The following is a 26471-nucleotide window of genomic DNA, read 5'->3' on the forward strand; positions in this document are numbered from 1 at the left end:
CCGGAGGAGCTGCGCCGTCACCTGCGCGAGGTCGCGGCCCGGCTCGGCCGCGCCGGTCAGCGCTCCGGTGCCTTGACGGCGAGCACCGGGCACGGGGCGTCGAGCAGCACCGTCTGCGCCGCCGACCCGAGGAGGAGCTTGCCCACCGGCGAGCGGTGCCGCAGCCCGATGACGAGCATCGTGGCGTCCAGCTCCCCGGCCAGCGCGACCAGCTCGTCCCCGGCGAGCTGCGCCGAGGTGTGGTGCCGCAGCTCGTGGTCCACCCCGGCGCCGCGCAGCACCTCCTCCAGCTCGGCGATGTCGCTGTCGTGGGCGTAGCGCGGGTCGACCAGCCGGTCGGCCCGGGTGGTGTTGAGCACGACGAGCCGCTCCGCGCGCAGCCGGGCCTCCTCCACAGCGGCCGCCAGGGCGGCGCGCCCCTCGGGGGTGGGGACGTACCCCAGGACGATGGTCATGCGTTCTCCCGTTCCTCGGTCGCCGTGGGGACGGTCTGCGCGGCCTCCTCGCCCACGACCTCCTCCAGCCGCCGCTGGCGGCGCTTGAGGAGGGCGGACAGGAGGAAGATCGCGACGAGCGCGACATACACGACGAGCGCGAAGGGCGACTGCACCAGGGCGACCGGGTCACCCTGGGAGATCGACAGCGCCCGCCGCAGCTGCGCCTCGAACATCGGGCCGAGGATGAGGCCGATGACCATCGGCGCGACGGGGTAGCCGTAGCGCCGCATGAAGAACCCGAGGAGGCCGATGAGGAGGAGGATGACGACGTCGGCCGGGGTGAAGTTCACCGCGAAGGCACCCAGCGCGGCGAAGGTGATGATGCCCGCGTAGAGGTAGTGCCGCGGGATCTGCAGGATCTTCACCCACATGCCCACGAGCGGCAGGTTGAGGACCAGCAGCATGAGGTTGCCGATGTACAGCGACGCGATGAGCGTCCACACGAGCACCGGCTGGTTCTCGAACAGCAGCGGCCCGGGCTGGATCTGGTAGCGCTGGAAGGCGGCGAGGATGATCGCCGCCGTGGCGGTCGTCGGCAGGCCCAGCGTGAGGAGCGGGACGAGCACACCCGCGGCGGCTGCGTTGTTCGCGGCCTCTGGGCCGGCGACCCCCTCGATCGCGCCCTTGCCGAAGGCCTTCTTCCGCTCCCCCTTCGCGAGCCGCCGCTCGGCCGCGTAGGAGAGGAAGGTGGCGACGTCGGCGCCGCCGGCGGGGATGGTGCCGATCGGGAACCCGATACCGGTGCCGCGCAGCCACGGCCTCCACGAGCGACGCCAGTCGTCCCGCGTCATCCACGTGCGCCACCCGCCGGTCACCGGGATGACCTCGACCGGTCCGCGGCGGAGCCGGGAGGCGACGTAGAGCGCCTCGCCGACGGCGAACAGCCCGACGGCGACGAGGACGACGTCGATGCCGTCGGTGAGCGCGGGGATCCCCAGCGTGAAGCGCTGCTGGGCGGAGATGGCGTCGACGCCGACGAGCCCGAGGAACAGGCCCAGGGAGAGGGAGACCATCCCGCGGGTGACCGACGAGCCCAGCAGCGCCCCCACCGTGAGGAAGGCGAGCACCATGAGCGCGACGTAGTCGGCGGGGGAGAGCTGGACGGCGAACCGGGCGGCCACCGGCGCGACGAACGTCAGCCCCGCGGTGGCCAGCGTCCCGGCGATGAACGAGCCGATCGCCGCGGTGGCCAGCGCCGCCGCCCCACGCCCCATGCGGGCCATCGTGTGGCCCTCGAGCGCGGTGACGATCGAGGCCGACTCCCCGGGGGTGTTGAGGAGGATCGACGTCGTCGAGCCGCCGTACATCCCGCCGTAGTAGATCCCGGCGAACATGATGAACGCGGGCGTCGGGTCCAGCGTGTAGGTCAGCGGCAGGAGCAGCGCGACGGTCATCGCCGGGCCGATGCCGGGCAGGACCCCGACGGCCGTGCCGATGAACACCCCGAGCAGCGCGTACAGCAGGTAGAGCGGCTGCATCGCGCCCGCGAAGCCCTCGAGCAGGAGCAGGAGGTTATCCACGGAAGATCGTCACCCTCTCCAGCAGCGGTCCGGCGGGCAGGGAGACGCCCAGCCCGCCCGCCATGGCCACCTGGATGACCAGCGCGACGACGAGGCCGAGCACGACGGCGCGCCACACCGGGCGGGCGCCCAGGGTGACGGCGGTGCCGCCGAAGAGCACGGTGGCCGCCGCCGGCCAGCCGACCGGGCGGATGAGGAGGATGTGGGCGACGACGATGGCGACGAGGAGCGCCACGGTGGTCCAGTCGGTGTCCGCGCGCGGGTCGACGTCCTCGCCCTGCTCGGCCTGCCCGTGCCCCCCGCGCAGCAGGGTGAGGAGCACCCCGAGGCCGCTGACCACGAGCAGGCCGCCGACGAGGTAGGGCATCATCCGCGGCCCCATCGCCCCGGCGGTGAGCGGGACGTTGATGGTGCGGGCGTCGACCAGCGCGTAGGCGCCGAGGGCGATGACGGCGACGGCGAAGACGATCTCGCCGACCGGCCGGGAGCGGGCTGCCGCCGTCCGCCCGGCGGCGTCGGGTGCCGTACCCATGGTCAGACGAGGCCGATGTCGGCCAGGGTCTGCCGCACGGTCTCGATGTCCTCGCGGAGGAAGGCGGCGAAGTCGTCGCCGGCGAGGAAGGCGTCGTCCCAGTTGTTCGCCTCGAGGGCCGCACCCCACGACTCGGTGTCGTGGAGGTCGGTGACGAGCTGGGTGAGCGCCTCGGCCTGCTCCTCCTCGATGCCGCCGGGGGCGACGACGCCGCGCCAGTTCGTCAGCACGAGGTCGATGCCCTGCTCGGTGAGGGTCGGCACGTCGGGCAGCGCGGGGGACCGCTCGGCGCTGGAGACGGCCAGCGCCTTGAGGGTGCCGGCGTTGACCTGCTCGGCGTACTCGCCCACGCCGGAGATGCCGGCGTCGACGTTGTTGCCGAGGAGCGCGGCGAGCGACTCCCCACCACCGGAGTAGGGGATGTAGTTCAGCGTGCCGGCGATCTCCGCGGCGGGGACGCCGGCCTCGGTGAGCAGCTGCGCGGCGAGGATGTGGTCCACCCCGCCGGCCGAGCCGCCGGTGATCGACACCGCCTGCCCGTTGGCGACGACGTCGTCGACGAGGTCCTGGATCGTCTCGTAGGGCGACTCCGCCGGGGCGACGACGACGAGCGGCTCCTCGGTCAGGCGCGCGATCGGGGTGACGTCCTCCAGCGTGGTCTGCGACTGGTTGGTCTCGATCGCACCGACCATGACGTAGCCCATGACCATGAGCGTGTCCGGGTTGGTCGACGTGGCGAGCTGGGCCAGCCCGACGGTGCCACCGGCGCCGCCGACGTTGACCACCTGGGCGTCGGAGACGAGGTCGTTGTCCTGCAGCTCGGCCTGCATCGTGCGGCCGGTCTGGTCCCAGCCGCCGCCCGGGTCGGCCGGGACGATGATCTCGAGGCTGTCGATCCCGCCGTCGGAGTCACCGTCGGCGTCGGCACAGGCGGCCAGGCCGAGGCTGACCGCGGCGGCGGCGGCGAGGGCGGTGGCGGGACGGCGGAAAGACATGGCGGCTCCTCCTCGAGCAGGACGACATCGTGGGGGAAACCTAGGACGAAAGTCCCAGGCGCATGAAGCCTGCGGCCGTAGTGGTCGTATTGGTCGTTTCGGTCGCGTCGGAGCCGGGTGGGGCAGAATCGAGGGTGTGCGTCGGTCGATGTCGCTGCGCCAGCGTCTCCTGCTCCTCCAGGTGGCGATCGTCGTCCTGACCATCGGGGTGGTCGGCGGGGTCGCGCTCCGCATGCAGGAGGCGCAGATCCGCGACTCCTACGAGGAGCGGATGATCGGGGTCGCGCAGTCGGTGGCCACCCTGCCGGCGATCGTCGCGGCGTACGACGAGCCGGACCCCTCCGCGGTCATCCAGCCCATCGCCGAGGTCATCCGCGAGGCCTCCGGCGTGACGTACGTCGTCGTCACCGACGCGCAGGGGATCCGTTACTCCCACCCCAACCCCGACCGGATCGGGGAGATGGTCTCCACCGACCCGTCCGCGCCGCTGTCCGGCCGCGTCTACGTCGGCACGCAGACCGGCACGCTCGGGGAGTCCTGGCGGGTCAAGGTGCCCATCTTCGCCGAGGGGGAGGTCATCGGCTCGGTGTCGGTGGGCACCCTGGAGTCCACCCTGCGCGAGGACCTCCTCGACGACCTGCCCCAGCTGCTCGTCTGGGTGCTCGGCGCCGGCCTCGCCGGCACCCTGGGCGCCGTCTACGTCCAGCGCCTGGTGTGGCGGCGGGTCTACCGGATGGAGCCGGAGGAGATCGCCTCCCTGCGCGAGGTCCGCGACGCCATGCTCCACGGCCTCGGCGAGGGGATGGTCGCCGTCGACGAGCACGGCCGGGTCGCGCTGGCCAACGACCAGGCCCGGCAGATGCTCGACCTGCCCGACGACTGCGTCGGGCGCCCCGCGGGGGAGGTCCTGGACGAGGCCCTGCGTGGGCTGCTCGCCGCCCGCGGGGAGGGCGGGGACAAGCTCGTCCTCGTCGGTGAGCAGATCCTCTTCGCGCGCGTGGACCGCGCCGTCGTCGACGGCCGCGACGTCGGCTCGGTGCTCCTGCTCCGCGACCGCACCGAGGTCCACGCCCTGGTCCGCGACCTCGACGGGGCGCGTGACCTCACCCAGGCGCTGCGGGCACAGGCGCACGAGTTCGCCAACCGGCTCCACGTCGTGTCCGGCCTCATCGAGCTGGGCCGGCCCGACGACGCGCTCGCCTTCATCTCCCAGGCCGTCGGCTCCGCCGCCACGAGCCGCTACGAGGCACTGCCGGGCGTCACCGACCCCGCCGTGGCCGCACTCATGGTGGCGAAGACGGCGACGGCGCACGAGCGGGGTGTCGAGCTCGTCACCGACCCCGACGCCGAGGTCGAGCCGGACGGGACCACCGACGTCGTCACCGTCCTGGGCAACCTGCTCGACAACGCGGTCGACGCGGCCGGGGCCGGCGGCACCGTGCGGGTGAGCCTCGCCCGGCAGGGCGCCACCGCCGTCGTCCGGGTCAGCGACGACGGCCCCGGCGTCCCCGCCGCCGAGCGGGAGCGGATCTTCGAGCCGGGCGTCTCCACCAAGAGCGGGCGGCGCACCCGCGGCATCGGGCTCACCCTCGTGCGCCAGGTCGTCACCCGCCGCGGCGGCACCATCTGCGTCGAGGACGCCCCGGGCGGCGGCGCCTGCTTCGTCGTCACCCTCCCGCCGCCCCGGATCGCGGCCACGTCCCGCGCGCTGGAGGCCGCCCGATGACCGTTCGGGTGGTCGTCGTCGACGACGACTTCGCCGTCGCCGCCCTGCACCGCAGCTTCGTCGAGCAGCTGCCCGAGTTCACGGTCGTCGACGTCGTCCACACCGGAGCCGACGCGCTCGCCGCGGTGCGCCGGCTGCGTCCGGACCTCCTCCTGCTCGACATCTACCTGCCCGACCTCACCGGGCTCGAGGTCCTCCACCGGTTGCGCGAGGAGCACGGGCCGGTGGTCGACGTCGTCGTCATCACCGCGGCCCGGGAGGTGGAGACGGTGCGCACCGCGATGGCCGGCGGGGTGCTGCACTACCTCATCAAGCCGTTCACCCGCGCCGACCTGCACGGCCGGCTCGCCGACTACCTCCACCACCGCCGGCTCGTGGACGAGTCGGCGGCCACGCCGATGGACCAGCAGCAGGTCGACCGGCTCCTCGGCGCCGCCCGCCCGGCCCCGGCCGTCCCCGACCTGCCCAAGGGGCTGGCGCCGCGCACGCTGGAGACGGTGAGCGAGGTGCTGCGCGAGACGTCCGACCCGTTGTCCGCGGACGACGTCGCCGAACGGGTGGGGATGTCCCGGGTGGCCGCGCGGCGGTACCTGGAGTACCTCGCCGACGTGGGCCGCGCACAGGTGCGGCCGCGGTACGGCCAGGTCGGCCGCCCGCAGCACCTGTACTCCTGGCTCAGGTCGCGCTGAGCGTGGGGGCGGCTCCGTCCGGGGTGCCGGCGGGCCCGGCGATCCACGGCCCGGTGCCCTCCGAGGGGTCCAGCACGCCGTCCTCCGCCCAGGTGTACTCACCGTCGAGGACCGCGCGGGCCAGCCGCTCGTCACCGGCGTCGGTGTTGACCCACAGCTCGCGGAAGAGCCGCGCCACGGTGAGCCGGGCCTGGCGGCAGTAGGCGTTGGCGAGCCGGACCGCGCCCGGCGCGGTGCCGTCCTCCACCTGCATCTGCGCCCGCACGCACACCGCCGTCATCGCGAAGAGCTCGGCACCGATGTCGACGACCCGGGCGAGGAAGCCCTGCCGGTGCTCCAGCCCGCCCTGCCAGCGGGCCATGCCGTAGAACGTCGAGCGGGCGAGCTTGCGCGAGGCCCGCTCGACGAAGCGCATGTGCCCGGCGAGCTCGCCGAAGCGGGCGAAGGAGCCGGGCAGCGTCCCGGCGCCCGCGAACAGCCCGGGCAGCCAGCCCGCGTAGAAGGTCGCGGCGCGGGCGGCGGCGCGGGCCTTGTCGGCCGTCGAGGTGTCCGGGTCGATGATGTCCCCGGCGACGGAGAGGTGGGCGTCCACGGCGTCGCGGGCGATGAGCAGGTGCATGATCTGCGTCGAGCCCTCGAAGACGCGGTTGATCCGCAGGTCGCGCAGCACCTGCTCGGCCGGCACCGCGCGCTCCCCGCGGGCGCGCAGCGACGCCGCGGTCTCGTAGCCCCGTCCGCCGCGCACCTGGACCAGCTCGTCGGCCACCTGCCACGCCCGCTCGGAGGTGAAGAGCTTGGCGATCGCCGCCTCGATCCGCACGTCGGTGTGCCCGGCGTCGGCGAGCTGGCCGGTGAGCTCCAGGACCGCCTCCTGGGCGTAGGTGTTCGTCGCCATGAAGGCGATCTTGTGCGCAACGGCGGCGTGCCGGCCGACCGGGCGGCCCCACTGCACCCGCTCCCGGGCCCACTCCCGCCCGATCTTCAGGGACCACTTGCTCGCCGCGACGCACAGCGCCGGGATCGACAGGCGGCCGGTGGTCAGGGTGCTCAGCGCGATCTTCAGCCCGCGCCCCTCCTCCCCGAGCCGGTTCGCGGCGGGGACCCGGACCGAGCGGAAGCGGGTGAGGCTGTTCTCCAGGCCGCGCAGCCCCATGAAGGCGTTGCGCCGCTCGACGGTGATCCCGGGGGAGTCGGCCTCGACGACGAACGCGGTGATGCCGCCGCGGTGCCCCGCGGACTGCGGGACGCGGGCGAGCACGACGAGGAGCTCGGCGATGGTGCCGTTGGTCGCCCACAGCTTGGTGCCGTCGAGGAGGTAGTCGCCCTCCTCGGTCGGGGTGGCGCGCATCCGGAGCCGGGCCGGGTCGGAGCCGACGTCCGGCTCGGTGAGGAGGAAGGCGGAGACCGCCCCTGCGGCGCAGCGGGGGAGGAACGCGCGCTTCTGCTCCTCGGTGCCGAACTGCTTGACCGGTTCGGGGACCCCGATCGACTGGTGTGCCGAGAGCAGCGCACCGAGGGAGGGGTTCGTCGTGCCGACGAGCATGAGCGCGCGGTTGTAGTACACCTGGCCCAGGCCCACACCGCCGTACTCCTCGGGGATCTTCATCCCGAAGGCGCCGACCTCGGCCAGCCCGTCGAGGACCTCCTGGGGGATCTTCGCCTCCCGCTCGATCGCCTCGCCGTCGACCGTGGCGAGGAAGGCCCGCAGCTGGGCGAGGAACGCCTCCCCGCGGGCCACCGTCGCCTCGTCCGACCGGGGGTGGGGCGCGACGAGCTCCGGGCGGAACCGGCCCAGGTACAGCTCGCGCGCGAAGCTCGGACGTTCCCAGCGGCTCTCCCGTGCCTCCTCCGCGACCCGCCGTGCCTCGCGCTCGTCGACCTGTGTCGTGGTCGCCATGGCAGCCTCCCCGCGTCGTTGCCTGGTACCCGCAGTATCGGATAGATGCGGGCGGAGGGGAAGGGGGACCGGGCCTGGGTTACGGTGCAGCGGTGAGTCTCCCGTCGAGCGTCCGGGCCGTCGCCACGGGCCTCGTCGTCGGGGCGGCGGTGTCGATCCAGTTCGGTGCGGCCCTCGCGGCCCTCGTCATCCCGACGGCCGGGCCCATGGGCGTGGTGACGCTGCGGCTGGCCTTCTCCGCCGTCGTCCTGCTCGTCCTGCTGCGGCCCCCGCTGCGCGGCCGCAGCGGGGGCGACTGGCTGCTCGTCGTCGCCTTCGGGCTCGCCCTGGCGGGGATGAACAGCCTGCTCTACCACGCGATCGACCGGATCCCGCTCGGTGCCGCCGTCACCTTCGAGGTGCTCGGGCCGCTCGTGCTGTACGTCGTCCTCGGCCGCCGGGCCCGCAACGCGCTGTGGGCGGTGCTCGCGCTCGTCGGGGTGTGGGCCCTCGGCGGAGGCGGGGTCACCGCGCTCGACCCGGTGGGCGTCGCCCTCGCGCTGGGCGCCGCCGCGGCGTGGGCCGCCTACATCCTCCTCGGGGCACGGGTGGCGCGACGCTCCACCGGGTCGGAGGGGCTCGCCCTCGCGCTGGCGGTGGGCGCCGTGGTCGCCGCCCCGTTCGGGGTCGCCTCGGCCGGCGCCGCGCTCGTCGAGCCGCGGGTGCTCGGGGTCGGCGCGGTCGTCGCCCTGCTCTCCTCGGTGGTCCCCTACACCCTGGAGCTGGCGGCGCTGCGCCGGGTGAGCGCCGGGAGCTTCGCGGTGATGATGAGCCTCTACCCGCTCACCGCCGCACTCGCCGGCCGCCTCGTCCTGGGCCAGCGGATGGGCCCGGTCGAGCTGCTCGGCGTCGTCCTCGTCGCGGTGGCGACGGCCGGGGCGACCCGGAGCGGGCGGGTGGCCCCCGCCTGACCCTGGACCGGTCATCCTTTTGACGGGTGACGGATGTCGGCGCTTCCCTCTACCGTGATCCCCCGGTACCTCGTGCGCCCGCGACGGAGTCGTCGCGGGCGTTCCACAACGAAATGAGAATGTCGATGCGCCGATCGCTGACCGCAGCAGCCAGTGCCCTCGTCCTCGGGGCCGTCACGATCCTCGGAGCCGTTCCCGCCGCCGGGGACGCGGACCCGCCACCGGCGCTCCCGGCGCTCGACCCGGCGACGAAGGTCGGCCCGGCGCTGACCGCGGCGGAGGGTGAGGTCATCGCCTTCGTCCAGCTCGACGCCCCGTCCGCGCTCGACGTCGTCGAGGAGGGCGGCACCCCTGCCGATGCCGAGGAGGCCGCCGCGCAGGTGGAGGCGCTGGCCGCCGACGTCGTCCCCGCCGAGGCCGGCGCCCGCACCGCCACCAGTGAGCCGGAGCGGCTGTCGGTGACGAGCAACCTCGTCTCCGGTGCCGTCGTCACCGGTGAGGCCGAGCAGGTGCGTGAGCTCGCCGCGTCCGACGAGGTCGTCGCCGTCCACCTCGTCCCGCTCAAGGAGCCGACCAACAAGGGCGCCGACGTCTTCACCCGCGCCCAGGCCGTGTGGGAGTCCTACGGCCAGACCGGTGTGGGGGTCCGCATGGGCATCATCGACACCGGCGTCGACTACACCCATGCCACCTTCGGCGGCCCCGGCACGCCGGAGGCGTACGCCGAGGCCTACGGCGAGGACGGCGCCGGGCCGGTCCCCGCGGGCCTGTTCGACGGGGCCAAGTTCCTCGGCGGCTGGGACTTCGCGGGCACCTACTACAACCCCGCGGGTGGGACGCCGAACGCCACCAGCGTGCCCGCCCCGGACCCCAACCCGATCGACGGCCACTACACCCGCAGCGGCCACGGCACGCACGTGGCCGGCACGGCCGCCGGCTACGGCGTCACCCCCGAGGGGGAGACCTTCCGCGGGGACTACGCCGAGATCGACGACCTCAGCGACTGGCAGGTCGGTCCCGGCACCGCCCCCGAGGCGGGGATCTACGCGCTCAAGGTCTTCGGCGACTACGGCGGCTCCACCGGCCTGACCATCCAGGCGCTGGAGTGGGCCGCCGACCCCGACGGGGACTTCGACTTCAACGACCGGCTCGACATCGTCAACATGTCCCTCGGTGCCTCCGCAGCCCCGGCGGACGACCCGGAGAACCTCTTCATCGACCGGCTCGCCGACCTCGGCACGCTGACCGTGACATCCGCCGGCAACTCCGGCGACATGACCGACGTCGGCGGCTCCCCGGGCAACTCCCGCTCCGCCCTCACCGTGGCGAACTCGGTGGCCGACGCGATGACCTTCGACGCCGTCGAGGTCGTCGCCGCCGCCGACGAGTCGCTCCTGGGCCTGCACCCGGCGCAGAACACCGTCGCCTACACCGGCACGGAGGACGCCGAGGGCCCGGTGGTCTTCCTCGGGGAGGGCGTCGACGGGTGTGAGCCGCTCACCCCGTACGCCGAGCAGGTGGCCGGCAACATCGTCTGGCTCTCCTGGGACGACAACGACGCCACCCGCCGCTGCGGCAGCGCGGTCCGGTGGGCCAACGCCACCGCCGTCGGCGCCGCCGGCGTCCTCATCGGCACCGAGGAGCCGATCTTCGCCGCCGGTATCGCGGGCGACCCCGAGACGCCCGGCGCCCAGCTCACCGCCCGGGCCACCGACCTGCTCCTCCCGGAGATCCAGGCCGGCACGCTCAGCGTGCGCCTCGGTCCGTCCTACGCCGACGCCGCCTTCACCCACGACGAGACCGTCGCCGACGTCCTCAACCCGGGGTCCTCCCGCGGGGCCCACGGCACGCTGGGCCGCGTCGACCCCGACGTCGCCGCGCCCGGGACGCAGATCTCCTCCGCCGCGGCCGGCACCGGCGCAGGCGCCCACACGTTGAGCGGCACGTCCATGGCCTCCCCGCACGTCGCCGGCATCGCGGCGCTCATGCGGGCCGTGAACCCGAGCTGGAGCCCGGAGGAGGTCAAGGCCGGGATCATGAACACGGCCACCCACGAGGTGCACTCGCAGGCGGGTCCGAGTGGTCCGGTCCACGGCCCGGGACGCGTGGGTGCCGGCCGCGTCGACGCCCTCGACGCGCTCGGCAACGGGGTCATCGCCTACGACTCCGCCGCGGAGGAGGTCGTCTCCGTCGTCTTCGGCGTCGTCGACGTCGGGGCCGAGACCGTGACGCTGCGGCGCACGGTCACCGTGGAGAACCTCGACAACCGCGGGCCCGTCCGGCTGCTGCCGCGCTTCGAGCCGACCTCGACGACGGGTGGGGCGACCGTCACGGTCAGCCCGTCCTCGATCACCGTGGCGCCCGGACGGAGCCGCACCGTCACCGTCACCCTCACCGCCGACCCGGCCACCCTCGTCCGCGAGATCGAGCCGACGCGGGACCCCGACTCCGGGCTCGGCGTGCCCCGGGAGTACGTCGCCGCGCTCACCGGGCAGCTGGTCCTCGACCCGCCCCGCGGCTCGGACGCCGCACCGCTGCACGTCCCGGTGCACGCCGCCCCGCGGCTCGTCTCCGACGTCGCCGCCCAGGACGTCCTCTTCCCCTCACCGCAGGACCTGACGGCACCGCTGGAGCTCTCCGGCCGGCACGTGGACTCCGGCGGCTGGACCTCGCTCGTCTCCGTCCTGGAGCTCATGGGGACGAGCCCCCGGCTGGAGGCGGCCGACGCCGCGCTCACCTCACCCAGCCAGGTCGCCGCCGGCGACATCCGGTACGTCGGGGCGATGTCCACCGGCCCGCGGATCGCGGAGGCCGGGTTCGACCCGGCACTCGGCTACGTCGGCATCGGCATCGTCGTCCAGGGGGAGTGGGCCACACTCGGCACGACGACGGTGCCGGTCATCGACACCGACGTCGACGGCGACGGCACCCCCGACCTGCAGACCGTCGTGCAGAAGGTGAACGAGGAGGTCGACGTCACCGTCGCGGCGACCTTCGACTACGACACCGGTGAGGTGCTCGCCCTGCCGGCGGTCAACGGCAGGTGGGGCGACGTCGACACCACGGTGTTCGACAACAACGTCCTGGTCGCCCCGATCCCGCTGGAGCTCCTCGACCCGGAGGTCGAGCCGACCTTCGGCGTGTGGACCTTCTCGTCGTACGCGCCGAGCGGCACCGGGGTGGTCGACGCGGTGGCCCCGTTCCGCTACGACCCCTTCGCCCCGGACCTGTGGACCAGCGGCGGCGGCCTCAACGACATCGTCGTGCCGTCGACCACCGAGATCACCGTCCACCGCGCCGCAGGGGCCACCGACCCGGGTCCGCTGCTCGTCCTGCACACGCACAACGAGCGTCCGGCACGGGCGCAGGTCCTCGACGTCACCGTCGCGGGCCCCGTCGCCACCGCCACGACGACCACCCTCGCGGTGGACGGCGAGCCGGTCGTCGGCGGGGATCTCACCCTGACCGCGACGGTGACGCCGGCCGAGGCGACCGGCACGGTGACCTTCCGGGACGGGCAGACCGAGCTGGCCACGGCCCCCGTCGAGGACGGCACCGCCCGCGCGGCCGTCGCCCTCGGGGCCGGCAGCCACACCCTCGTCGCCGCCTTCGCCCCGGACTCCCCCGCGTGGGAGGCCTCGGAGTCGACCCCCGTGCCGGTCGACGTCGCTCACTCCGCGTCGACCACGGCGCTGCGGCTGCCGGGGCTCATCGGGAGCTACGGCCAGGAGACGGTCGCAACGGTCACCGTCGTCGGTGCGCACGCCGCACCGGCGGGCACCGTGGAGCTCCACGAGGCCGGCTCGGTCATCGCCACCGCCGAGCTGGTGGTCGACGGGCTCACCGGCACCGCCGAGGTGGCCCTGCCGCGCGACCTGCCCGCCGGGGCGCACCGGTTCACCGCGGTGTTCCCCGGCAGCGACGACGTCGCCGCCTCGACCAGCCGCAGCGTCACCCACGTGGTCCTCCCGGCCGTCTCCCGGGTACGGATCGACGCGCCCGGGCGGGTGCCGCGCAACAGCAGCCCGCAGATCACGGTCGACGTGCTCGGCCGCGGCGGCGCACCGGTCCCCACCGGAACGGTGACCGTCACCTCCGGGTTCCGGGTGGTCGACCGCGTCCGGCTGGAGGAAGGCAGCGCGAGGGTCCAGCTGCCGCGGATCGGGTTGCTCGCCGTCGTGAGCGCCACCTACAGCGGTGACGGGGGCTACCTGCCGGGCATCGACGTCGCCACCATCACCGCCCGGTGAGCCGACCGCCCGGGGCGACTCGCGGGGACGCGGGTTGCCCCGGGCCGACCGGTCCGGCCCCGTACTCTGACGCCATGAGCGACGTCGGTCACGGCGACTTCGAGTTCGAGCGCAAGTTCTTCGTGCGGTCGGTGCCCGAGGCCGCGCTCCGCGAGCCCGCCCCCGTGCTCGTCCTGCAGAGCTACTTCCTCGCCGCCGACGGGTACGCGCTGCGCATCCGCCTCCAGGGACCACCGCCACCGGCACCGCTGCCGGCCGACCTGGACGAGCACGAGCTCCTCGAGGCAGCGGCCCCGAGCTTCACCTTCTGCGCGCTCACCGCGAAGGGCCCCTACGTCGGCGGCACCCGCTACGAGGCGGAGCGCGAGCTCGACGTCTCGGCGGGGCTGGCGATGGTCCGGCTCGGAGGCGACCTCGTCGCCAAGCTCCGCTACTCGGTGTGGCTCGGCACCGACGGCTGGGTGATCGACGCCTTCCTCGGGCGCAACCGCCCCCTCGTCATCGCCGAGTGCGAGCGCGGGGGACCGGTCACCGACCTGGCCATCCCCGACTTCTGCGTCAGCGAGGTCACCGACGACCCCCGGTTCTCCAACGACGCCCTCGCCGTCAGCCCCTACCGGCACTGGAGCGCGGCCTACGAGCGCGAGCTGGAGAGCGACGGGCCCCGCTTCCTCACCGAGTTCGGCCAGAACCAGCTCGGGCTGCCCACCTGAGCCGAGCCGCTGCCCGGCCGCACCCTCGCCCCCGCCCTGCGGCGCACGCTGCCTCCCGTCGACCGGCTGCCCCGGGCGCGCTCGCTCCAGACCTTCCGGTCGGTCCACCTCCCCCGTCCGGAGGGGTGGATGGTCCCTCCGCCCGAGGTGCGCCGCCGGGTGAGAAGGCTAGGCTCGACTCGGCGGGGTTCCGCAGAGTCGCGGCAACCGAAGGGGGCAGCAGCCGTGCGAACGCTGGTCGTCGGTATGGCCTACACGGTGCACACCGTGCCCGTGGAGGACTTCCCGGTGGCCTACCAGCGCGTGCGCGACGTCCCGATCACGACGTCGGTGGGCGGGTCGGGCTTCGTCGTCGCCCGCACCCTGGCCGGGTACGGCAACGAGGTCTTCCTCGCCGCCCCGCTCGGGGAGGACGCCGCGGCCGCGACCGTCGACGCTGCCGCCTACCGTTACGGCGTCAACTCCGCGATGAGCCCGCGCACCCTGACCCGCTCACCGCGCGCCGTCGTCCTCGAGGACCGGCACGGGCACCGCCTCGTCAACCGGGACGTCGGCGAGGCACCCGCCACCCGCGTCGAGCTCGACCTGGGGGCCCTGGCCACCTCCGACCTCCTCGTCGTCGACGGCGTCCTGCCGGCGGAGGCCCTCATCACCGGTGCGCGGGCCGTCGGGGTGCCGGTGGCCGTGGGCCTGGGCCGCACCTCAGCGCCCCCGATGCTGGAGCAGCAGCCCTACCTCGCCGCCGACCTCCTCTGCCTGCGTGTGGGGCCGGTCGTCGACGAGCTCGAGCTGCTCGCCACGTGGCGGCAGCGGTCCGCGGCCCGCCTCGTCGTCCTCACCCTGGGCGAACGCGGCGCGCTCGGCGCGACGGCGGACAGCACCGAGGTCATCCACGTCCCGGCGCGGGACCTCGGCCCGGGGCCCCGCCCCGCCGGGCTCGGTGCGACGTACTTCGCCACCCTCGCCCACTTCGTCTTCGCCCGCGGGTGCGCCCCGGGCGAGGCCATGGAGTACGCGGCGGCCGCTGCCGCCTGGACGGTCGCCCACCCCGGCACACCCGACGGGCTGCGGGAGGGCGTCGTCCAGGAGGCGGCGGCCGTGACGGACCCGGCTGCGCGGGAACCCGCGGCGCCGACGGACGGGCTGGCTCAGGCCCCGTAGCCGGCGTCGGCGCAGGCGGTCTCGAACTCGGCCTGGGCGGCCTCCGAGCCGGAGACGTCGATGGTGCTGAGGTCCGGGAACTGCGGCTCCTCGCCCTCCGGGACCTCGGCGGCACTGGCCTCGTTCACCGCGGCGACGGCCTCGGTGAACGGGGCGTTGATCTCCTCCAGCAGCGTGGCGAGGTCGGTCGGCGCGTCGCTGCCGAGCTCGGTGATGCGCTGCTCGAGCGCGTTCACCTCGGAGTAGCTCGCCCCCGCCTCGACCTCACCCGCGGTGAGCGCCTCCCGGGCGTTCTCCGCGCGCTCGGCGAGCGGCGTACCGGTCCCCTCGTAGAACCCCTCGCACACGGCGACCTCCGGGCTCTGCGCGGCGGTCTCCTCCGGGGCGGAGGTGTCGTCGGAGGTGCTGGAGCTGCAGCCGGCCAGGCCGAGCAGCAGCACGGCGGGAAGAATCAGGCGACGTGTCATGACACAGACGGTAAACCTGCACCCCGCCGCGGGCACGGGAATATCCCGGCACCGCCAGGGGCCGGCAAGCCGTGAGCCGGCGCGGATCTCCGCCGGTCGCCGGGCGGTGCGGACCGCCGCCGGCGGAGAGCATCCTCACACGTCGCGCTCGCTGCGCAGTCGCCGCGCCACGATGACGACGAGCCCGACCACCGCCGCCAGCGCTGCGATGCCGATCGCGACCTTGAGCCAGGTCGGCAGGCCACCTGGGCCCTCCTGGTCGGCGGCGTCGTCCGCAGCGGCGTCCTCGGCCGTGGTCGCCTCCGCGGTGACCGTCGCCGGCTCGGCGGTGGCGTCGGGCTCCGCCGGGCTGCTCGCGGGCTCGGCCGGGCTGCTCGTGGGCTCGGTGGTCGCGACCGGCTCGGGCAGGTCGAGAGTGAACGGGATGACCCCCTCGATCGGGTGGCCGTCGCTGGAGGCGACGCGCCAACGCACCTCGAGGTCCCCGGCGGGCAGCTCGGTGTCGAGGTCGAGGACGACGTCGTTGCCCTCCACCCGGCCGGCGCCCTCGACCACGGTCTGTCCGTCGGCGTCGACGACGGTGATGGCCGAGCCGACCTCGAGCGGCGGGTTGTTGAAGGTGAGGACCACGGCCTCGGGGGAGCGGTCGAGCACCGCTCCCTCGGCGGGGTCGGACTCGATGAGCACGTCGTGGGCAGCGGCGGCGGTGCCGACGGCGACCAGCCCGAGCACGGCCAGCACGCCCACGAGGAGCGCGCGGGCACGGCGGAACGCGAAGAACATGGTGGACATGGCTGCATGGTAGGCAACCCGGCCGCGGGGCAGGCCGTAGCATCGGCGCGGAGGTGGCCATGTCCCAGCTGCTGGACCTGCGGGCCGTCGGCACCGTCGCCGCCGGGGGTGCTGCCGGGGCCCTGGTGCGGTACGCCGTCGTGTCGGGCACGGGTGCGCACGGGGCGGGTGCCACCCTCGCGGTGAACGTCGTGGGCGCGTTCCTCCTCGGGCTGCTCCTCGAGCGCCTCGTGCGCAGCGAGCTCCCCGCGCCCCGGCGCGAGCGTCTGCGGCTGCTCCTCGCCACCGGTGCGCTGGGCGGCTTCACCACCTACTCCGGCATCGCGGTCGAGGTGTGGGCGGGGTTCGCCGAGGGGCGGTGGGTCGGTGCGGCCGCCTACGGACTCGGGACGGTCCTGGCCGGTCTCGCCGCGTGCGCGGCGGGGGTTGTGGCGGGCAGCCGGCGGCGGGGCGGTGCGGCGTGATCCTCGTCGTGGCGCTCGCGGGCGGGCTGGGGGCGGCGCTGCGCTACGTCGTCGACTCCCTCGTGCCCACCGGTGGGCCCGACGCGGTCCCGCGGGGCACCGCCGTCGTCAACGTCTCGGGCTCCTTCCTCGCCGGGCTGCTCGGGGGCGCGCTGGCCGCGGGCGCGCTGAGCCCGGCGGTGTACGCCGTCGGCGTCGCGGGATTTTGCGGCGGCTACACGACGTTCTCCACGGCGAGCCTGGACGCCGTGCGGCTCCTCCAGCGGGGCCGGGCCGCTGCCGCCGCCGGCTACGCGCTCGGCACGCTGATGACGACGACGGGCGCCGCGGCGGCGGGGGCGCTGCTGAGCACGTGGGCGCTGCGGTGAGCGACCCGCACCGGCGGCCGTCAGCGGTGACCGGGGGCCGGTCCTCCGGTCGCGCGGCGGGTCTGCCGCCGGCTCAGCCGCCGTCGACGAGCCGGGCGACCTGGTACCCGTCGCGGTCGAGCACGAGCTCGTAGCGCGTCCCCGGGTGCTTGCCCTCCGCGTACGCCGCCGCGTCGTCCGGCGGGTTGCCGCCCCACGTCGCGTTCTGCCGGTCGACGACGTAGTAGTCGGCGACCGGGTTGTCGGGCGTGCCGGACCACAGCGCCGTCGTCGTCGGCACGAGGTAGGCGAGCAGGGCGATGTCGCTCGCGACGACCGCACCCTCGGGCACCGTGGCGAGGACCTCGCGTGCCGCCTCCGCACGCGGGGCGGGGCGCCACGTCTCGGCGCTGAGCAACCCGGCGACGGGCAGGCCGGGTGCGGCCAGGACGACGGCGAGGCCCGCGGCACCGAGCGCACCCGCCACCCGCCGACGGTGCGAGGCGGCGGCGGGATCCGCCGGTTCGCTCGCGGTGGGTCGGGGGATGGAGTCGAGCAGCGCGGCGACCGCCAGCGGCATGAGCACGGCGTCGTAGTGCCACATCCACGACCAGTAGAAGGGCACGTCGCCGAGGAAGCGCCAGGCGAGCGTCGGGACGGCCGCGAGGAGGATCGGTGAGCGCACCCCCACCACGCCCGCGACGGCGACGAGAAGGAGCACGGTGACGACCTTCTCCCCCGGCCCCGCGAACGCGGCGAGGGAGCCGAGCGGGTCGCCCAGGACGTCCCCGACGGCGAGGTTGTCGGTGTAGTCGTACCGGTCGCGCGGGTTGAGGGCGGGCAGGACCACCGCCGTCGCCAGGACGGACCAGGCCGTCCCCCAGAGCGCCAGCCCCGTCCCCACCCGGCGGGCGCCGCGGTACCGGATGACCAGGCCGAGGACGAGGACGAGCAGGCCGAGGTCCTCCTTGACGAGGACGAGCGGGGCCAGCCACAGCGCGGCGGCACGCCACCGCCGCTCGAGCAGCGCGCACAGCCCGAACGACAGGAGCGGCAGCGCGAAGGCGACCTCGTGGAACTGGCTGCGCACCGCCCCCTGGATGCCGTGGGACAGGAGGTAGACGGCCCCGATCGCGAGCCCCGGGCCGCGGCCCAGCCGGCGCACGGCCAGCGCGGTCAGCGGCCCGGCCGAGACGCCGACGAGCAGCGCCTGGACGACGAGCAGGGTGAGCCCGGAGGGGAGGAGCGCATACACCGGGCCGAGGAGGACGAGGATCGGGTGGAAGTGGTCCCCGAGCAGGTTGAACCCCGGGCCCTTGATCGGGACCACGGGCGCCTCGAGGGAGGCGTAGGCCTTGGCCAGCTGGGTGAAGATCGCCAGGTCCCACGACGGGGCCTCGAGCCGGCGCCACTGGAGCACGGCGACGAGCGTGTAGAGGGCCGCGCCGACGGCCGCCACGACCCAGGCCTCCGGCTGCCGGAGCCGCCCGGCGGCGTGCACCCGGGGGGTCGCCGTCCCCGTCACACCTCTCCCTTGCGCTGGAGCCAGCGCAGCGCCGCCCAGCCGAACGGGACCCGGATCCAGAAGGTGAGCACACGGAAGACCAGCGCCGCGGAGAAGGCGACACCGGCCGGGATGCCGGCGACGGTGAGCCCACCGGTCAGGGCCGCCTCGACGGGCCCGATGCCGCCGGGGGAGGGGACCGCGGCGCCGACGGTGTTCGACGTGAGGTAGGTGATGGCCAGCGTCGTGACCGGCAGCGAGTAGCCGAAGGCGGCGAGTGCGGCGCCGAACGCCCCGACGTACCCCAGCGTCATGACGACGTTGCCGCCCAGGCCCATGAGGAGCCGGCTCGGGCTGCCCACCACCCACAGCACCCGCGGCCACACCTGGCGCAGCGTGGGCCCGACCTTGCGCCACACCCAGGTGCGTGCCGGCGGGACGGCGAGGAGCACGACGACGACGAGCACGGTGACGATCGCCAGGGTGTAGACCGCGGCGGAGGGCACCGACAGCGTCCCGGCGCTGCCGGTGACGAGCGCCATGACGACGAGGAGGAGGACCGTCGTGACGAACTGGGAGACCTGGACGAGCGCGACGGTCGCCACGGCGAGCGGCGTCGCGATGCGCTGCCGGGTGAGGTAGCGCAGGTTGAGCGCGGCCGGCCCCACCCCGGCCGGTGCGACGAGGGCGACGATGCCCGCCGCCACCTGGACCACGGTGGTGCGCCACAGCCCGATCCGCTCCGGGGAGAAGGCCACCAGGCCCATCGCGCTGCCGACGAAGGTGAGCAGGCCGAAGGCGAAGGTCGCCCCGAGCCACCACGGGTTGGCGTTGCGGGCAGCAGCCATCACCTGCTCGAAGTTCAGCGTGCCGAGGAGCAGCCAGACGGCGACGATGCCGATCGTCACCATGACGACGGTGCGCACGCTGAAGCGGGCCAGCCGGATCGGCTCGACGTCCGCGGCCGGGTGCTGGTCGACCAGTCGGGCACGCAGCGAGTTGAGCAGCTCGCGCGGCTTGTCCGCCTCGGAGCGGGTGTGCGGGGTGAGGATGACCGGCTGGAGCAGCGGGGCGATCGCGGCCAGCTGCTCGTTGCCCAGGCACCGGGCGGCGCTCGCCAGGGCGCGGTCCTCCCCGACCTTCGTCGCGGTGATGGCGAGCAGCTGGGCGAGGTCGAGGCGCCGGGAGAGGTCGGAGGAGGCGATCTCGCCGTTGTCCCAGTCGAGGAGGAACACGGTGCCGTCCTCGGTGACGAGGATGGCGTTGGCGGTGAGGTCGAGGTGGGCGATCCCGGCGGCATGCGCGGTGCGCAGCTCGTGCCACGTGCGGTCGAGCAGCTCGTCGGTGACCTCCTCCGCCGACAGGTCCGACAACCGCCGCGCGCCGTGGATGTGCGCGGCCACCATGATCACCGAGTCGCGTGCCTCGGCGATGCCGACGAGCGGCGGCGTGCGCACCCCGGCGCGCTCGGTGGCGTAGGCGAGCAGGGCGGCCCGGTCGGCGGCGTCCCGCAGCGAGGTGACCCGCCGCCGGCGCAGCCCGCGCACCCGCAGCCGGGTCCACAGCGAGGCGAGGTAACCGACCACCTGCCGGTCGCCGTCGAGGATCGTGACGTACCAGCGGCGGTCCTCGGTGTCCCACACCGAGTAGACGCGGTGGGCACTGACCGGGTCGAGGTTGACCCCGCCGGGGCTGGCGGCGGCGGCGACCACGGCGTGGGGGTCGGTGAGGACGTCCGGGACGATGGTGTCGGGGGTGCGGGGCGCCGGCCAGGGCTCGTCGCCGGCGTCGAGCAGCGTGTGGTCGGGCTCCGGGAGCCGCTCGGTGTAGCCGATCGGGGCCGATGTCGTCACGGTCCAGGCCGCGACGTCGCCGTTCGTCGGTGGGTCCATCCGCACCACCCGGACCGGGTCGAGCCCCGCCCGACGCATCCCCTGGACGAGTTCGATACCCTCGGCGCGCTCGTTGAAGACACCGACGACGTAGCGCCCGGCCAGGCCGATGACCCGCCCGATGAGCACGGTGACGACGGCACCGGGCAGGGTGAGCGCGCCCCGGATGACGGTGAGGACGAGCACCGCCCACAGCAGGTTCCACGACCACCGCACGGAGGGCCGCTGGTCGCGGGTGCCCACCGTCGTCAGCAGCGCGGCGAGCGCCGCGACCAGCGGGTTCATCGCGATGACGCTGGCGCCCTCGGTCGTGATGGTGAGCCCGACCGACAGCGCGGTGGGGCCGTAGGTGTCGAGCAGCCACACGGCGGCGGTGGTCAGCCCCCAGGCCACGACGGCCGCGGCGAGGGCCTCGAGCACCGAGCGCCACCGCCGTCGCACGAGCTGCATGACGATGACGAAGAGCGGGAGGAAGAGGGTGACCAGGCCCTCGAGCACGGTGACCGGCAGGAGGAGGATCTGCCGCAGCACGAGCGCGGCCGCCGACTGGACGTCCTCGGTGACGCCGATCGCCGTCGCGTGGGCGTACACGGCCAGGAGGAGGACGACCGTGATGCCGAGGATCGACAGGACCAGCTCGATGAGGTCGCGGGGGCGGCGCACCCGGGCCACCGGGAGGTCGACGAGGAGCACCCTGCGGCGCGGGGCCTCGCGCGTGGCGGGTGCGCGGGTGCCGGACACGTCGGCGGCGCCGGACCGTGCGGGGGCGGGGTCGCGGGTACCGGGGACGGACGCGCTGGCGTCACCGGCCCGTTCGGTCATGCGCCGAGTGTAGGCGGTGGGCCCGGCCGCCCCGCGGAAGCCCCTTGGCGCGGCAGCGCCTCGGGGGCACGGCGGGCTGCGGGGAGAGAGGCCCGGGGGTGAGCGCCGGGGGGTCAGCCGAGGCCGAGTGCCTCCAGGACGCCCGCCGGGAGCAGGGCGTAGCCGACGAACGCGACGACGTCGATGAGGGTGTGGGCGACGACGAGCGGCATGGTCCGCCGTCGGCGCCGGTAGTACTCGGCGAAGACGACGCCCATCGCGACGTTCGCCAGCCCCGGGCCGATGCCCTGGTACAGGTGGTAGGCCCCGCGCAGCAGGGCGCTGGCCGCGACCACCGCGGCGGGCCGCCAGCCGAGCTGCTCCACCCGCTCCACGAGGTAGCCGGCGGCGATGACCTCCTCGACGAGCGCGTTCTTCAGTGCCGCGAGGACGAGCACCGGCACCGCCCACCAGTGCTGGTCGAGCGTCGCCGCCTGGACGTCGACGGTGACCCCGAGCGCCCGGCCTGCGACGTACAGCGCGAGCCCGGGGATGCCGATGAGCGCCGCCAGGCCCACGCCCACCGCGAGGTCGCGGCCTGGGCGGGTGAGGGTGAGCCCGATGCGGGTGGTCGCCCGCCGCCCCGGCTCGCTGAGGAGGAACAGGGCAAGGGCGACCGGCACCAGCGCGAACCCCACACTGAGCAGCTGGTAGGTGAGGTCGAGGTAGGGCCGCGGGGAGCGCGAGGGGTTGAGCGCGGCCGCCTGGTCGCGCAGCGGGGTCTCGGCCGTGAGCCGGGCGAGGAGGTTGACGACCGCGTAGACGGCGGACTGCCCGAGCGACAGGCCCAGGACGATCCACAACTCGGTGCGCAGCCGGCGTCGCCGGCCGCCGGCGTCGACCGCCGTGCGCTGCGGCAGGGACTGCTCCACCCTGCGGTTATAGCAGGCGGCCCAGCCCCGTCTGGCCGCCGCCGACACGGTTGCCGTCCGTTTGACGGACCCGTCATCTCGCCTGCCGGACGGCAATGTCATAGCGTTGGCGCAGGTTCCTACGATGTGGGCACCATCCAGAGCAGCCGAGAGACCTGGCTCGACGACGCTGCAGCAACCCGCCGGTCGGGTGCTCCCGCCAGGAGCGATGGAGGACCTCGGTGATCACACTCAACGACCTGCGGAAGGTCTACCGCACGCGCGGTGGGCAGCAGGTCGTCGCGCTGGACGGGATCGACCTCCATGTCCCGCGCGGCGCGATCCACGGGATCGTCGGTGAGTCGGGCGCCGGGAAGTCGACGCTCATCCGCTGCCTCACCGCCCTGGAGCAGCCCACCTCCGGCACGGTGGCGATCGACGGCGTCTCCCTCAGCGGGCTGGGCGAGCGCGCGCTGCGCCGCCAGCGGCTGAAGATCGGGATGGTCTTCCAGCACGTCAACCTGCTCGAGGCCCGGACGGCCGCCGCCAACGTCGCCTATCCCCTCCGGGTGGCCCGGGTGCCGCGCGCCCAGCGCGCCCAGCGGGTGGCCGAGCTGCTCGACCTCGTCGGGCTCGCCGACCGCGGGCAGTCCTACCCCTCCCAGCTCTCCGGCGGCCAGAAGCAGCGCGTCGGCATCGCCCGGGCGCTCGCGACGGAGCCCGCCGTGCTCCTGTGCGACGAGCCCACCTCGGCGCTCGACTCCGACACCACCCGGCAGATCCTCCGGCTCATCCGTGACGTGCGGGACCGGCTCGGCATCACCGTCCTCATCATCACCCACGAGATGTCGGTGGTCCGCGAGGTGTGCGACTCCGTCACCCTCCTGGACCGGGGCCGCATCGCCCAGAGCGGCCCGATCGACGAGGTCGTCGGCGACCACGGCTCGCGGCTGGCCCGTTCGCTCGTCCCGCTCCCGCCCGCGCCGGCCGCACCCGGGCGGCGCGCCCTGGAACTCGCCTTCGGCGGGGAGACCAGCACCAGCCGGGTCCTCGCCACCGTCGGCGCCCTCGGGGAGGACGTCGAGGTCGCCACCGGCACCATCGAGACCCTCGCCGGCACCCGCGTCGGCCGGATGCGGATCACCCTGCCCGCAGACGCCGTCCCCGACGCCGTCCAGCGGCTGCGGGCCGCCGGCGTCCACGTCGAGGAGGTGGCCCCGTGACGTGGCTGGAGGAGGCGCTGAGCAACCCGGTCATCACCGACCGGGTGCCCGAGGCGACGCTGCAGACCATCTGGATGACCGGGCTGTCGTCGCTCATCACGGTGCTGCTCGGGCTCCCGCTCGGCCTGGCGCTCGTCGTCACCGCACCCGGCGGCCTGCGGCCGAGCCGGACGCTCAACACCGTGCTCTCGACGGTCGTCAACATCGGCCGCTCGATCCCGTTCATCATCCTCATGGTCGCGATCATCCCGTTGACGCGACTGCTCACCGGCACCACCTTCGGCTGGCAGTCGGCCGTCGTGCCGCTCTCCGTCGCCGCCATCCCCTTCTTCGCCCGGCTGGTGGAGAACGCCGTGCGCGACGTCAGCCCCGGCAAGATCGAGGCGGCCCAGATGGTCGGCGCCTCCCGGCTCGGCATCGTCGGCGGCGTGCTCGTGCGCGAGGCGCTGCCCGGGATCGTCGGCGGCATCACCGTCACCGTCATCACCCTCGTGTCCTACTCCGCGATGGCCGGGGCGCTCGGCGCCGAGGGCCTCGGCGCGCTGGCCATCAACCACGGCTACCAACGCTTCCAGGCCGACGTCATGGTCGTGACCGTCGTCGTCATCGTCGTCCTGGTCCAGCTCATCCAGATGCTCGGCGACCTCGCCGTCCGGCTGGTCGACCACCGCTGACCCCCGCAACACCGAAAGAGGAACCTTCATGCGCACCACCCGACCCTTCGGGACGACCTCCCGGGTCGCCGCCGTCCTCGGCGTCTCCGCCCTTCTGCTCGCCGCCTGCGGCGACTCCGACTCAGGCGGGGAGGACACGACCGCCGACCCCGGCGCCGAGGAGACGGCCGAGGGCGAGCTCCGCACCATCGTCATCGGCGCCAGCCCCACGCCGCACGCCGAGATCCTCGAGTTCGTCCAGGAGAACCTCGCCGAGGAGGCGGGCTTCACCCTGGAGATCGTCGAGTACACCGACTACGTGCAGCCCAACGTCCAGCTGGCCGAGGGTGAGCTCGACGCCAACTTCTTCCAGCACCTGCCGTACTTCGAGGCCGAGGTCGCCGAGAAGGGCTACGACTTCGCCCACTTCGACGGCGTCCACATCGAGCCCTACGGCGTCTACTCCGAGAGCGTGGCCTCGCTCGACGAGCTGCCCGACGGCGCCCAGGTCGGTGTCCCGAACGACCCGTCGAACCAGGCACGGGCGCTCGAGCTGCTCGAGGCGGAGGGGCTGTTCACCCTGGCCGACGTCGAGGACCCGACGATCTTCGACGTCGCGGAGAACCCGAAGAACATCGAGCTCGTCGAGCTCGAGGCCGCCCAGCTCGTCCGCAGCCTGCAGGACTTCGACGCCGCCGTCATCAACGGCAACTACGCGCTCGAGGCCGGTCTGAGCCCGGCCGACGACGCCATCGCGCTGGAGTCCGGTGAGGACAACCCCTACGCGAACCTCGTCGCCGTGCGGTCGGAAGACATCGACGACCCGGCGCTCGTGGCCCTGGACCGGGCGCTGCGCTCGGAGGAGACCCGCGCCTTCTTCGAGGAGCGCTGGCCGGACGGCGAGGTCATCCCCGCCTTCTGAGCCACGCGCCCTCCCGTCCACGCGCTTCGCCCTTCTCGATCGTCGCTCGTCCCTCCGCTGGGGCGAGCGACGATCGAGAAGGGCGTGTTACATGTCCGGGGGGTCGCCGGAGGCCGCCAGTCAGGCGGCGCGGCGCAGGCGCAGGGAGTTGCCGACGACGATGACCGAGCTCGCCGCCATGGCCGCGCCCGCGATCATCGGGTTGAGCAGGCCGAGGGCGGCCAGCGGGATCGCCGCCACGTTGTAGGCGAAGGCCCAGAACAGGTTCTGCTTGATCACCCGCAGCGTCGCGCGGGAGATGGCGATGGCCGTCGGGGCCGCCCGCAGGTCCCCGGTGACGAGGGTGATGTCGCTCGCCTCGATGGCGACGTCCGTGCCGGTGCCCATCGCCAGGCCGAGGCCCTGCTGCCCGGCCTGGGCGAGCGCCGCGGCGTCGTTGACGCCGTCGCCGACCATCGCCACGACCCGGCCCTCGCGCTGGAGGCGGGCGACGACGTCGAGCTTGTCCTCGGGCAGCACCTCGGCGATGACGTCCGAGGTCGGGATCCCCACCTCGCGGGCCACCGCCTCGGCCGCCCGCCGGTTGTCCCCGGTGAGGAGCATGGGGCGCACCCCGAGCTCTCGCAGCCGGGCGACGGCCTCGGCCGAGGTCGGCTTCACGGTGTCCCGGACGGCGAGCACCCCGCGCGCGGCGCCGTCCCAGGCGACGACGACGGCGGTGGCCCCGCCCTCCTCGGCCTGCCGGTGCGCGGCCGCCACGGCGTCGTCGACCGCGACCCCCTGCGCCCCCAGCCACGCGGGACGGCCGACGAGCACGTGCCGTCCCTCGACGCGGCCGCCGACGCCGCGGCCCGCGTGGTTGGCGAAGTCGGTGACCTCGGGCAGCGTGCCGAGCTCGGCGCGGGCGCCGGCCGCGATCGCCTGGGCGATCGGGTGCTCGCTCGCCGCCTCGACCGCACCGGCCACGCGCAGCACCTCGGCGCGGTCGCCGGTGGTGAGGACCTCGGCGAGCACCATCCGGCCCTCGGTGACCGTGCCCGTCTTGTCGAGCACCATGGTGTCGATGCGGCGGGTGGACTCGAGGATCTCCGGGCCCTTGATGACGATGCCGAGCTGGGCGGCACGTCCCGAGCCGACGAGCAGCGCGGTGGGGGTGGCCAGCCCGAGCGCGCACGGGCAGGCGATGATGAGCACGGCGACCGCGGCGGTGAACGCGGCCTGCACGGTGGCGCCGGAGAGCAGCCAGGCGGCCAGCGTGCCGACCGCCACGACGACGACGACCGGGACGAAGACCGCGGAGATGCGGTCGGCGAGCCGCTGGACCGGGGCCTTGCCGGTCTGCGCCCGGCTGACGAGGCGCCCGATCTGGGCGAGGGTGGTCTCCTCACCGACGCGGGTGGCGCGGACGAGGAGCCGGCCGGAGGTGTTGACGGTCGCCCCGGTCACCGGGTCCCCGGCCGCGACGTCCACCGGCACCGGCTCCCCGGTGAGCATCGAGGTGTCCACCGCGGAGCTGCCCTCGACGACGACGCCGTCGGTGGCGACCTTCTCCCCGGGCCGCACGA

Annotated in this window: 22 protein-coding genes and 1 riboswitch; of the genes, 11 read left to right on the forward strand and 11 right to left on the reverse strand. The window is 74.4% G+C overall.

What is annotated here, in order from left to right; all coding sequences use genetic code 11:
* Window positions 1-56: 56 nt before the first annotated feature.
* From Q0195_RS00525 to Q0195_RS00540, 4 genes are read right to left on the reverse strand one after another with little or no spacing between them, the layout of a single operon-like run.
* Window positions 57-455, reverse strand: a complete 399-nt coding sequence (locus Q0195_RS00525) for a universal stress protein (RefSeq protein ID WP_299273119.1) — start codon at window positions 453-455, stop codon at window positions 57-59.
* Window positions 452-2017, reverse strand: a complete 1566-nt coding sequence (locus tag Q0195_RS00530; protein WP_299273121.1) for a tripartite tricarboxylate transporter permease — start codon at window positions 2015-2017, stop codon at window positions 452-454. Before Q0195_RS00530 ends, Q0195_RS00525 begins: the two co-directional genes overlap by 4 nt.
* The gene (locus Q0195_RS00535) at window positions 2010-2549 is read right to left on the reverse strand and encodes a tripartite tricarboxylate transporter TctB family protein (RefSeq protein WP_299273124.1); all 540 of its coding nucleotides are present in this window, start codon (window positions 2547-2549) and stop codon (window positions 2010-2012) included. Before Q0195_RS00535 ends, Q0195_RS00530 begins: the two co-directional genes overlap by 8 nt.
* Before the next feature lie 2 nt (window positions 2550-2551).
* Entirely contained in the window at window positions 2552-3544 is a 993-nt protein-coding gene (locus tag Q0195_RS00540) for a tripartite tricarboxylate transporter substrate-binding protein (protein ID WP_299273126.1), read from the reverse strand.
* Window positions 3545-3692: 148 nt separating this feature from the next.
* Between Q0195_RS00540 and Q0195_RS00545 the strand changes: the two genes are divergently transcribed.
* Window positions 3693-5270, forward strand: a complete 1578-nt coding sequence (locus Q0195_RS00545) for a sensor histidine kinase (RefSeq protein WP_299273129.1) — start codon at window positions 3693-3695, stop codon at window positions 5268-5270.
* Entirely contained in the window at window positions 5267-5959 is a 693-nt protein-coding gene (locus tag Q0195_RS00550) for a response regulator (protein WP_299273130.1), read from the forward strand. The genes Q0195_RS00545 and Q0195_RS00550 overlap by 4 nt, the downstream gene beginning before the upstream one ends.
* On the opposite strand, the gene Q0195_RS00555 is transcribed toward Q0195_RS00550, so the two are convergent.
* Window positions 5946-7856: an acyl-CoA dehydrogenase family protein gene (locus Q0195_RS00555; protein ID WP_299273133.1), complete on the reverse strand. Its 1911-nt coding sequence runs from the start codon at window positions 7854-7856 to the stop codon at window positions 5946-5948. The two genes, Q0195_RS00550 and Q0195_RS00555, sit on opposite strands and share 14 nt — an antisense overlap.
* A gap of 92 nt (window positions 7857-7948) precedes the next feature.
* Here Q0195_RS00555 and Q0195_RS00560 point away from each other — a divergent pair, with 92 nt between their 5' ends.
* The 4 genes from Q0195_RS00560 to Q0195_RS00575 all read left to right on the forward strand — a co-directional run bounded on the left by Q0195_RS00560 (window position 7949) and on the right by Q0195_RS00575 (window position 14930).
* Entirely contained in the window at window positions 7949-8806 is an 858-nt protein-coding gene (locus tag Q0195_RS00560) for an EamA family transporter (protein WP_299273135.1), read from the forward strand.
* Between the two features lie 125 nt (window positions 8807-8931).
* On the forward strand, window positions 8932-13056 hold the full coding sequence (locus tag Q0195_RS00565; protein WP_299273138.1) for a S8 family serine peptidase: 4125 nt from the start codon (window positions 8932-8934) through the stop codon (window positions 13054-13056).
* Between the two features lie 74 nt (window positions 13057-13130).
* Window positions 13131-13769 (forward strand): hypothetical protein, encoded by a 639-nt coding sequence (locus Q0195_RS00570; protein WP_299273141.1) that lies wholly within the window; start codon window positions 13131-13133, stop codon window positions 13767-13769.
* A gap of 225 nt (window positions 13770-13994) precedes the next feature.
* Complete coding sequence (locus Q0195_RS00575) at window positions 13995-14930, forward strand: carbohydrate kinase family protein (protein ID WP_299273144.1); 936 nt, start codon at window positions 13995-13997, stop codon at window positions 14928-14930.
* Here Q0195_RS00575 and Q0195_RS00580 read toward each other — a convergent pair.
* Complete coding sequence (locus Q0195_RS00580) at window positions 14918-15397, reverse strand: hypothetical protein (protein ID WP_299273147.1); 480 nt, start codon at window positions 15395-15397, stop codon at window positions 14918-14920. The genes Q0195_RS00575 and Q0195_RS00580 overlap by 13 nt on opposite strands.
* 135 nt (window positions 15398-15532) lie before the next feature.
* Window positions 15533-16189 carry a copper resistance CopC family protein gene (locus Q0195_RS00585; RefSeq protein WP_299273149.1) on the reverse strand — a complete coding sequence of 219 codons (657 nt, stop codon included), beginning with the start codon at window positions 16187-16189 and terminating at the stop codon, window positions 15533-15535.
* A 59-nt stretch (window positions 16190-16248) separates the two neighbouring features.
* On the opposite strand from Q0195_RS00585, the gene Q0195_RS00590 reads away from it, so the two are divergent.
* The gene (locus tag Q0195_RS00590; protein ID WP_299273152.1) at window positions 16249-16653 is read left to right on the forward strand and encodes a CrcB family protein; all 405 of its coding nucleotides are present in this window, start codon (window positions 16249-16251) and stop codon (window positions 16651-16653) included.
* Complete coding sequence (locus tag Q0195_RS00595) at window positions 16650-17021, forward strand: CrcB family protein (RefSeq protein WP_299273154.1); 372 nt, start codon at window positions 16650-16652, stop codon at window positions 17019-17021. Before Q0195_RS00590 ends, Q0195_RS00595 begins: the two co-directional genes overlap by 4 nt.
* A 73-nt stretch (window positions 17022-17094) precedes the next feature.
* Here Q0195_RS00595 and Q0195_RS00600 read toward each other — a convergent pair whose 3' ends face one another.
* From Q0195_RS00600 to Q0195_RS00610, 3 genes are all read right to left on the reverse strand, one after another.
* Entirely contained in the window at window positions 17095-18525 is a 1431-nt protein-coding gene (locus tag Q0195_RS00600; protein ID WP_299273156.1) for a DUF2079 domain-containing protein, read from the reverse strand.
* A complete protein-coding gene (locus Q0195_RS00605; protein WP_299273157.1) occupies window positions 18522-21218 on the reverse strand; it encodes a lysylphosphatidylglycerol synthase transmembrane domain-containing protein in 2697 nt (898 codons plus the stop codon). Before Q0195_RS00605 ends, Q0195_RS00600 begins: the two co-directional genes overlap by 4 nt.
* Window positions 21219-21331: 113 nt before the next feature.
* The gene (locus Q0195_RS00610) at window positions 21332-22129 is read right to left on the reverse strand and encodes a CPBP family intramembrane glutamic endopeptidase (RefSeq protein WP_299273160.1); all 798 of its coding nucleotides are present in this window, start codon (window positions 22127-22129) and stop codon (window positions 21332-21334) included.
* A gap of 130 nt (window positions 22130-22259) precedes the next feature.
* Window positions 22260-22344, forward strand: a riboswitch (SAM riboswitch).
* A gap of 6 nt (window positions 22345-22350) precedes the next feature.
* Here Q0195_RS00610 and Q0195_RS00615 point away from each other — a divergent pair.
* From Q0195_RS00615 to Q0195_RS00625, 3 genes are read left to right on the forward strand one after another with little or no spacing between them, the layout of a single operon-like run.
* On the forward strand, window positions 22351-23331 hold the full coding sequence (locus Q0195_RS00615; RefSeq protein WP_299273162.1) for a methionine ABC transporter ATP-binding protein: 981 nt from the start codon (window positions 22351-22353) through the stop codon (window positions 23329-23331).
* On the forward strand, window positions 23328-24005 hold the full coding sequence (locus Q0195_RS00620; protein WP_299273165.1) for a methionine ABC transporter permease: 678 nt from the start codon (window positions 23328-23330) through the stop codon (window positions 24003-24005). Before Q0195_RS00615 ends, Q0195_RS00620 begins: the two co-directional genes overlap by 4 nt.
* 28 nt (window positions 24006-24033) lie before the next feature.
* Entirely contained in the window at window positions 24034-24906 is an 873-nt protein-coding gene (locus tag Q0195_RS00625; protein ID WP_299273168.1) for a MetQ/NlpA family ABC transporter substrate-binding protein, read from the forward strand.
* A gap of 120 nt (window positions 24907-25026) precedes the next feature.
* On the opposite strand, the gene Q0195_RS00630 is transcribed toward Q0195_RS00625, so the two are convergent.
* Window positions 25027-26471 (reverse strand): heavy metal translocating P-type ATPase (locus Q0195_RS00630; RefSeq protein WP_299273170.1); only part of this gene is annotated, 1445 nt, incomplete at its 5' end.

Origin of the sequence: uncultured Georgenia sp., assembly GCF_937958535.1 — a bacterium.
Taxonomy (GTDB): Bacteria; Actinomycetota; Actinomycetes; order Actinomycetales; family Actinomycetaceae; genus Oceanitalea.

Coding starts and splice junctions, on each gene's coding strand:
- Q0195_RS00580 (WP_299273147.1), bottom strand. CDS start 15,397: ATGACACGTCGCCTGATTCTTCCCGCCGTGCTGCTGCTCGGCCTGGCC.
- Q0195_RS00605 (WP_299273157.1), bottom strand. CDS start 21,218: ATGACCGAACGGGCCGGTGACGCCAGCGCGTCCGTCCCCGGTACCCGC.
- Q0195_RS00590 (WP_299273152.1), top strand. CDS start 16,249: ATGTCCCAGCTGCTGGACCTGCGGGCCGTCGGCACCGTCGCCGCCGGG.
- Q0195_RS00565 (WP_299273138.1), top strand. CDS start 8,932: ATGCGCCGATCGCTGACCGCAGCAGCCAGTGCCCTCGTCCTCGGGGCC.
- Q0195_RS00525 (WP_299273119.1), bottom strand. CDS start 455: ATGACCATCGTCCTGGGGTACGTCCCCACCCCCGAGGGGCGCGCCGCC.
- Q0195_RS00550 (WP_299273130.1), top strand. CDS start 5,267: ATGACCGTTCGGGTGGTCGTCGTCGACGACGACTTCGCCGTCGCCGCC.
- Q0195_RS00570 (WP_299273141.1), top strand. CDS start 13,131: ATGAGCGACGTCGGTCACGGCGACTTCGAGTTCGAGCGCAAGTTCTTC.
- Q0195_RS00545 (WP_299273129.1), top strand. CDS start 3,693: ATGTCGCTGCGCCAGCGTCTCCTGCTCCTCCAGGTGGCGATCGTCGTC.
- Q0195_RS00555 (WP_299273133.1), bottom strand. CDS start 7,856: ATGGCGACCACGACACAGGTCGACGAGCGCGAGGCACGGCGGGTCGCG.
- Q0195_RS00625 (WP_299273168.1), top strand. CDS start 24,034: ATGCGCACCACCCGACCCTTCGGGACGACCTCCCGGGTCGCCGCCGTC.
- Q0195_RS00540 (WP_299273126.1), bottom strand. CDS start 3,544: ATGTCTTTCCGCCGTCCCGCCACCGCCCTCGCCGCCGCCGCCGCGGTC.
- Q0195_RS00585 (WP_299273149.1), bottom strand. CDS start 16,189: ATGTCCACCATGTTCTTCGCGTTCCGCCGTGCCCGCGCGCTCCTCGTG.
- Q0195_RS00535 (WP_299273124.1), bottom strand. CDS start 2,549: ATGGGTACGGCACCCGACGCCGCCGGGCGGACGGCGGCAGCCCGCTCC.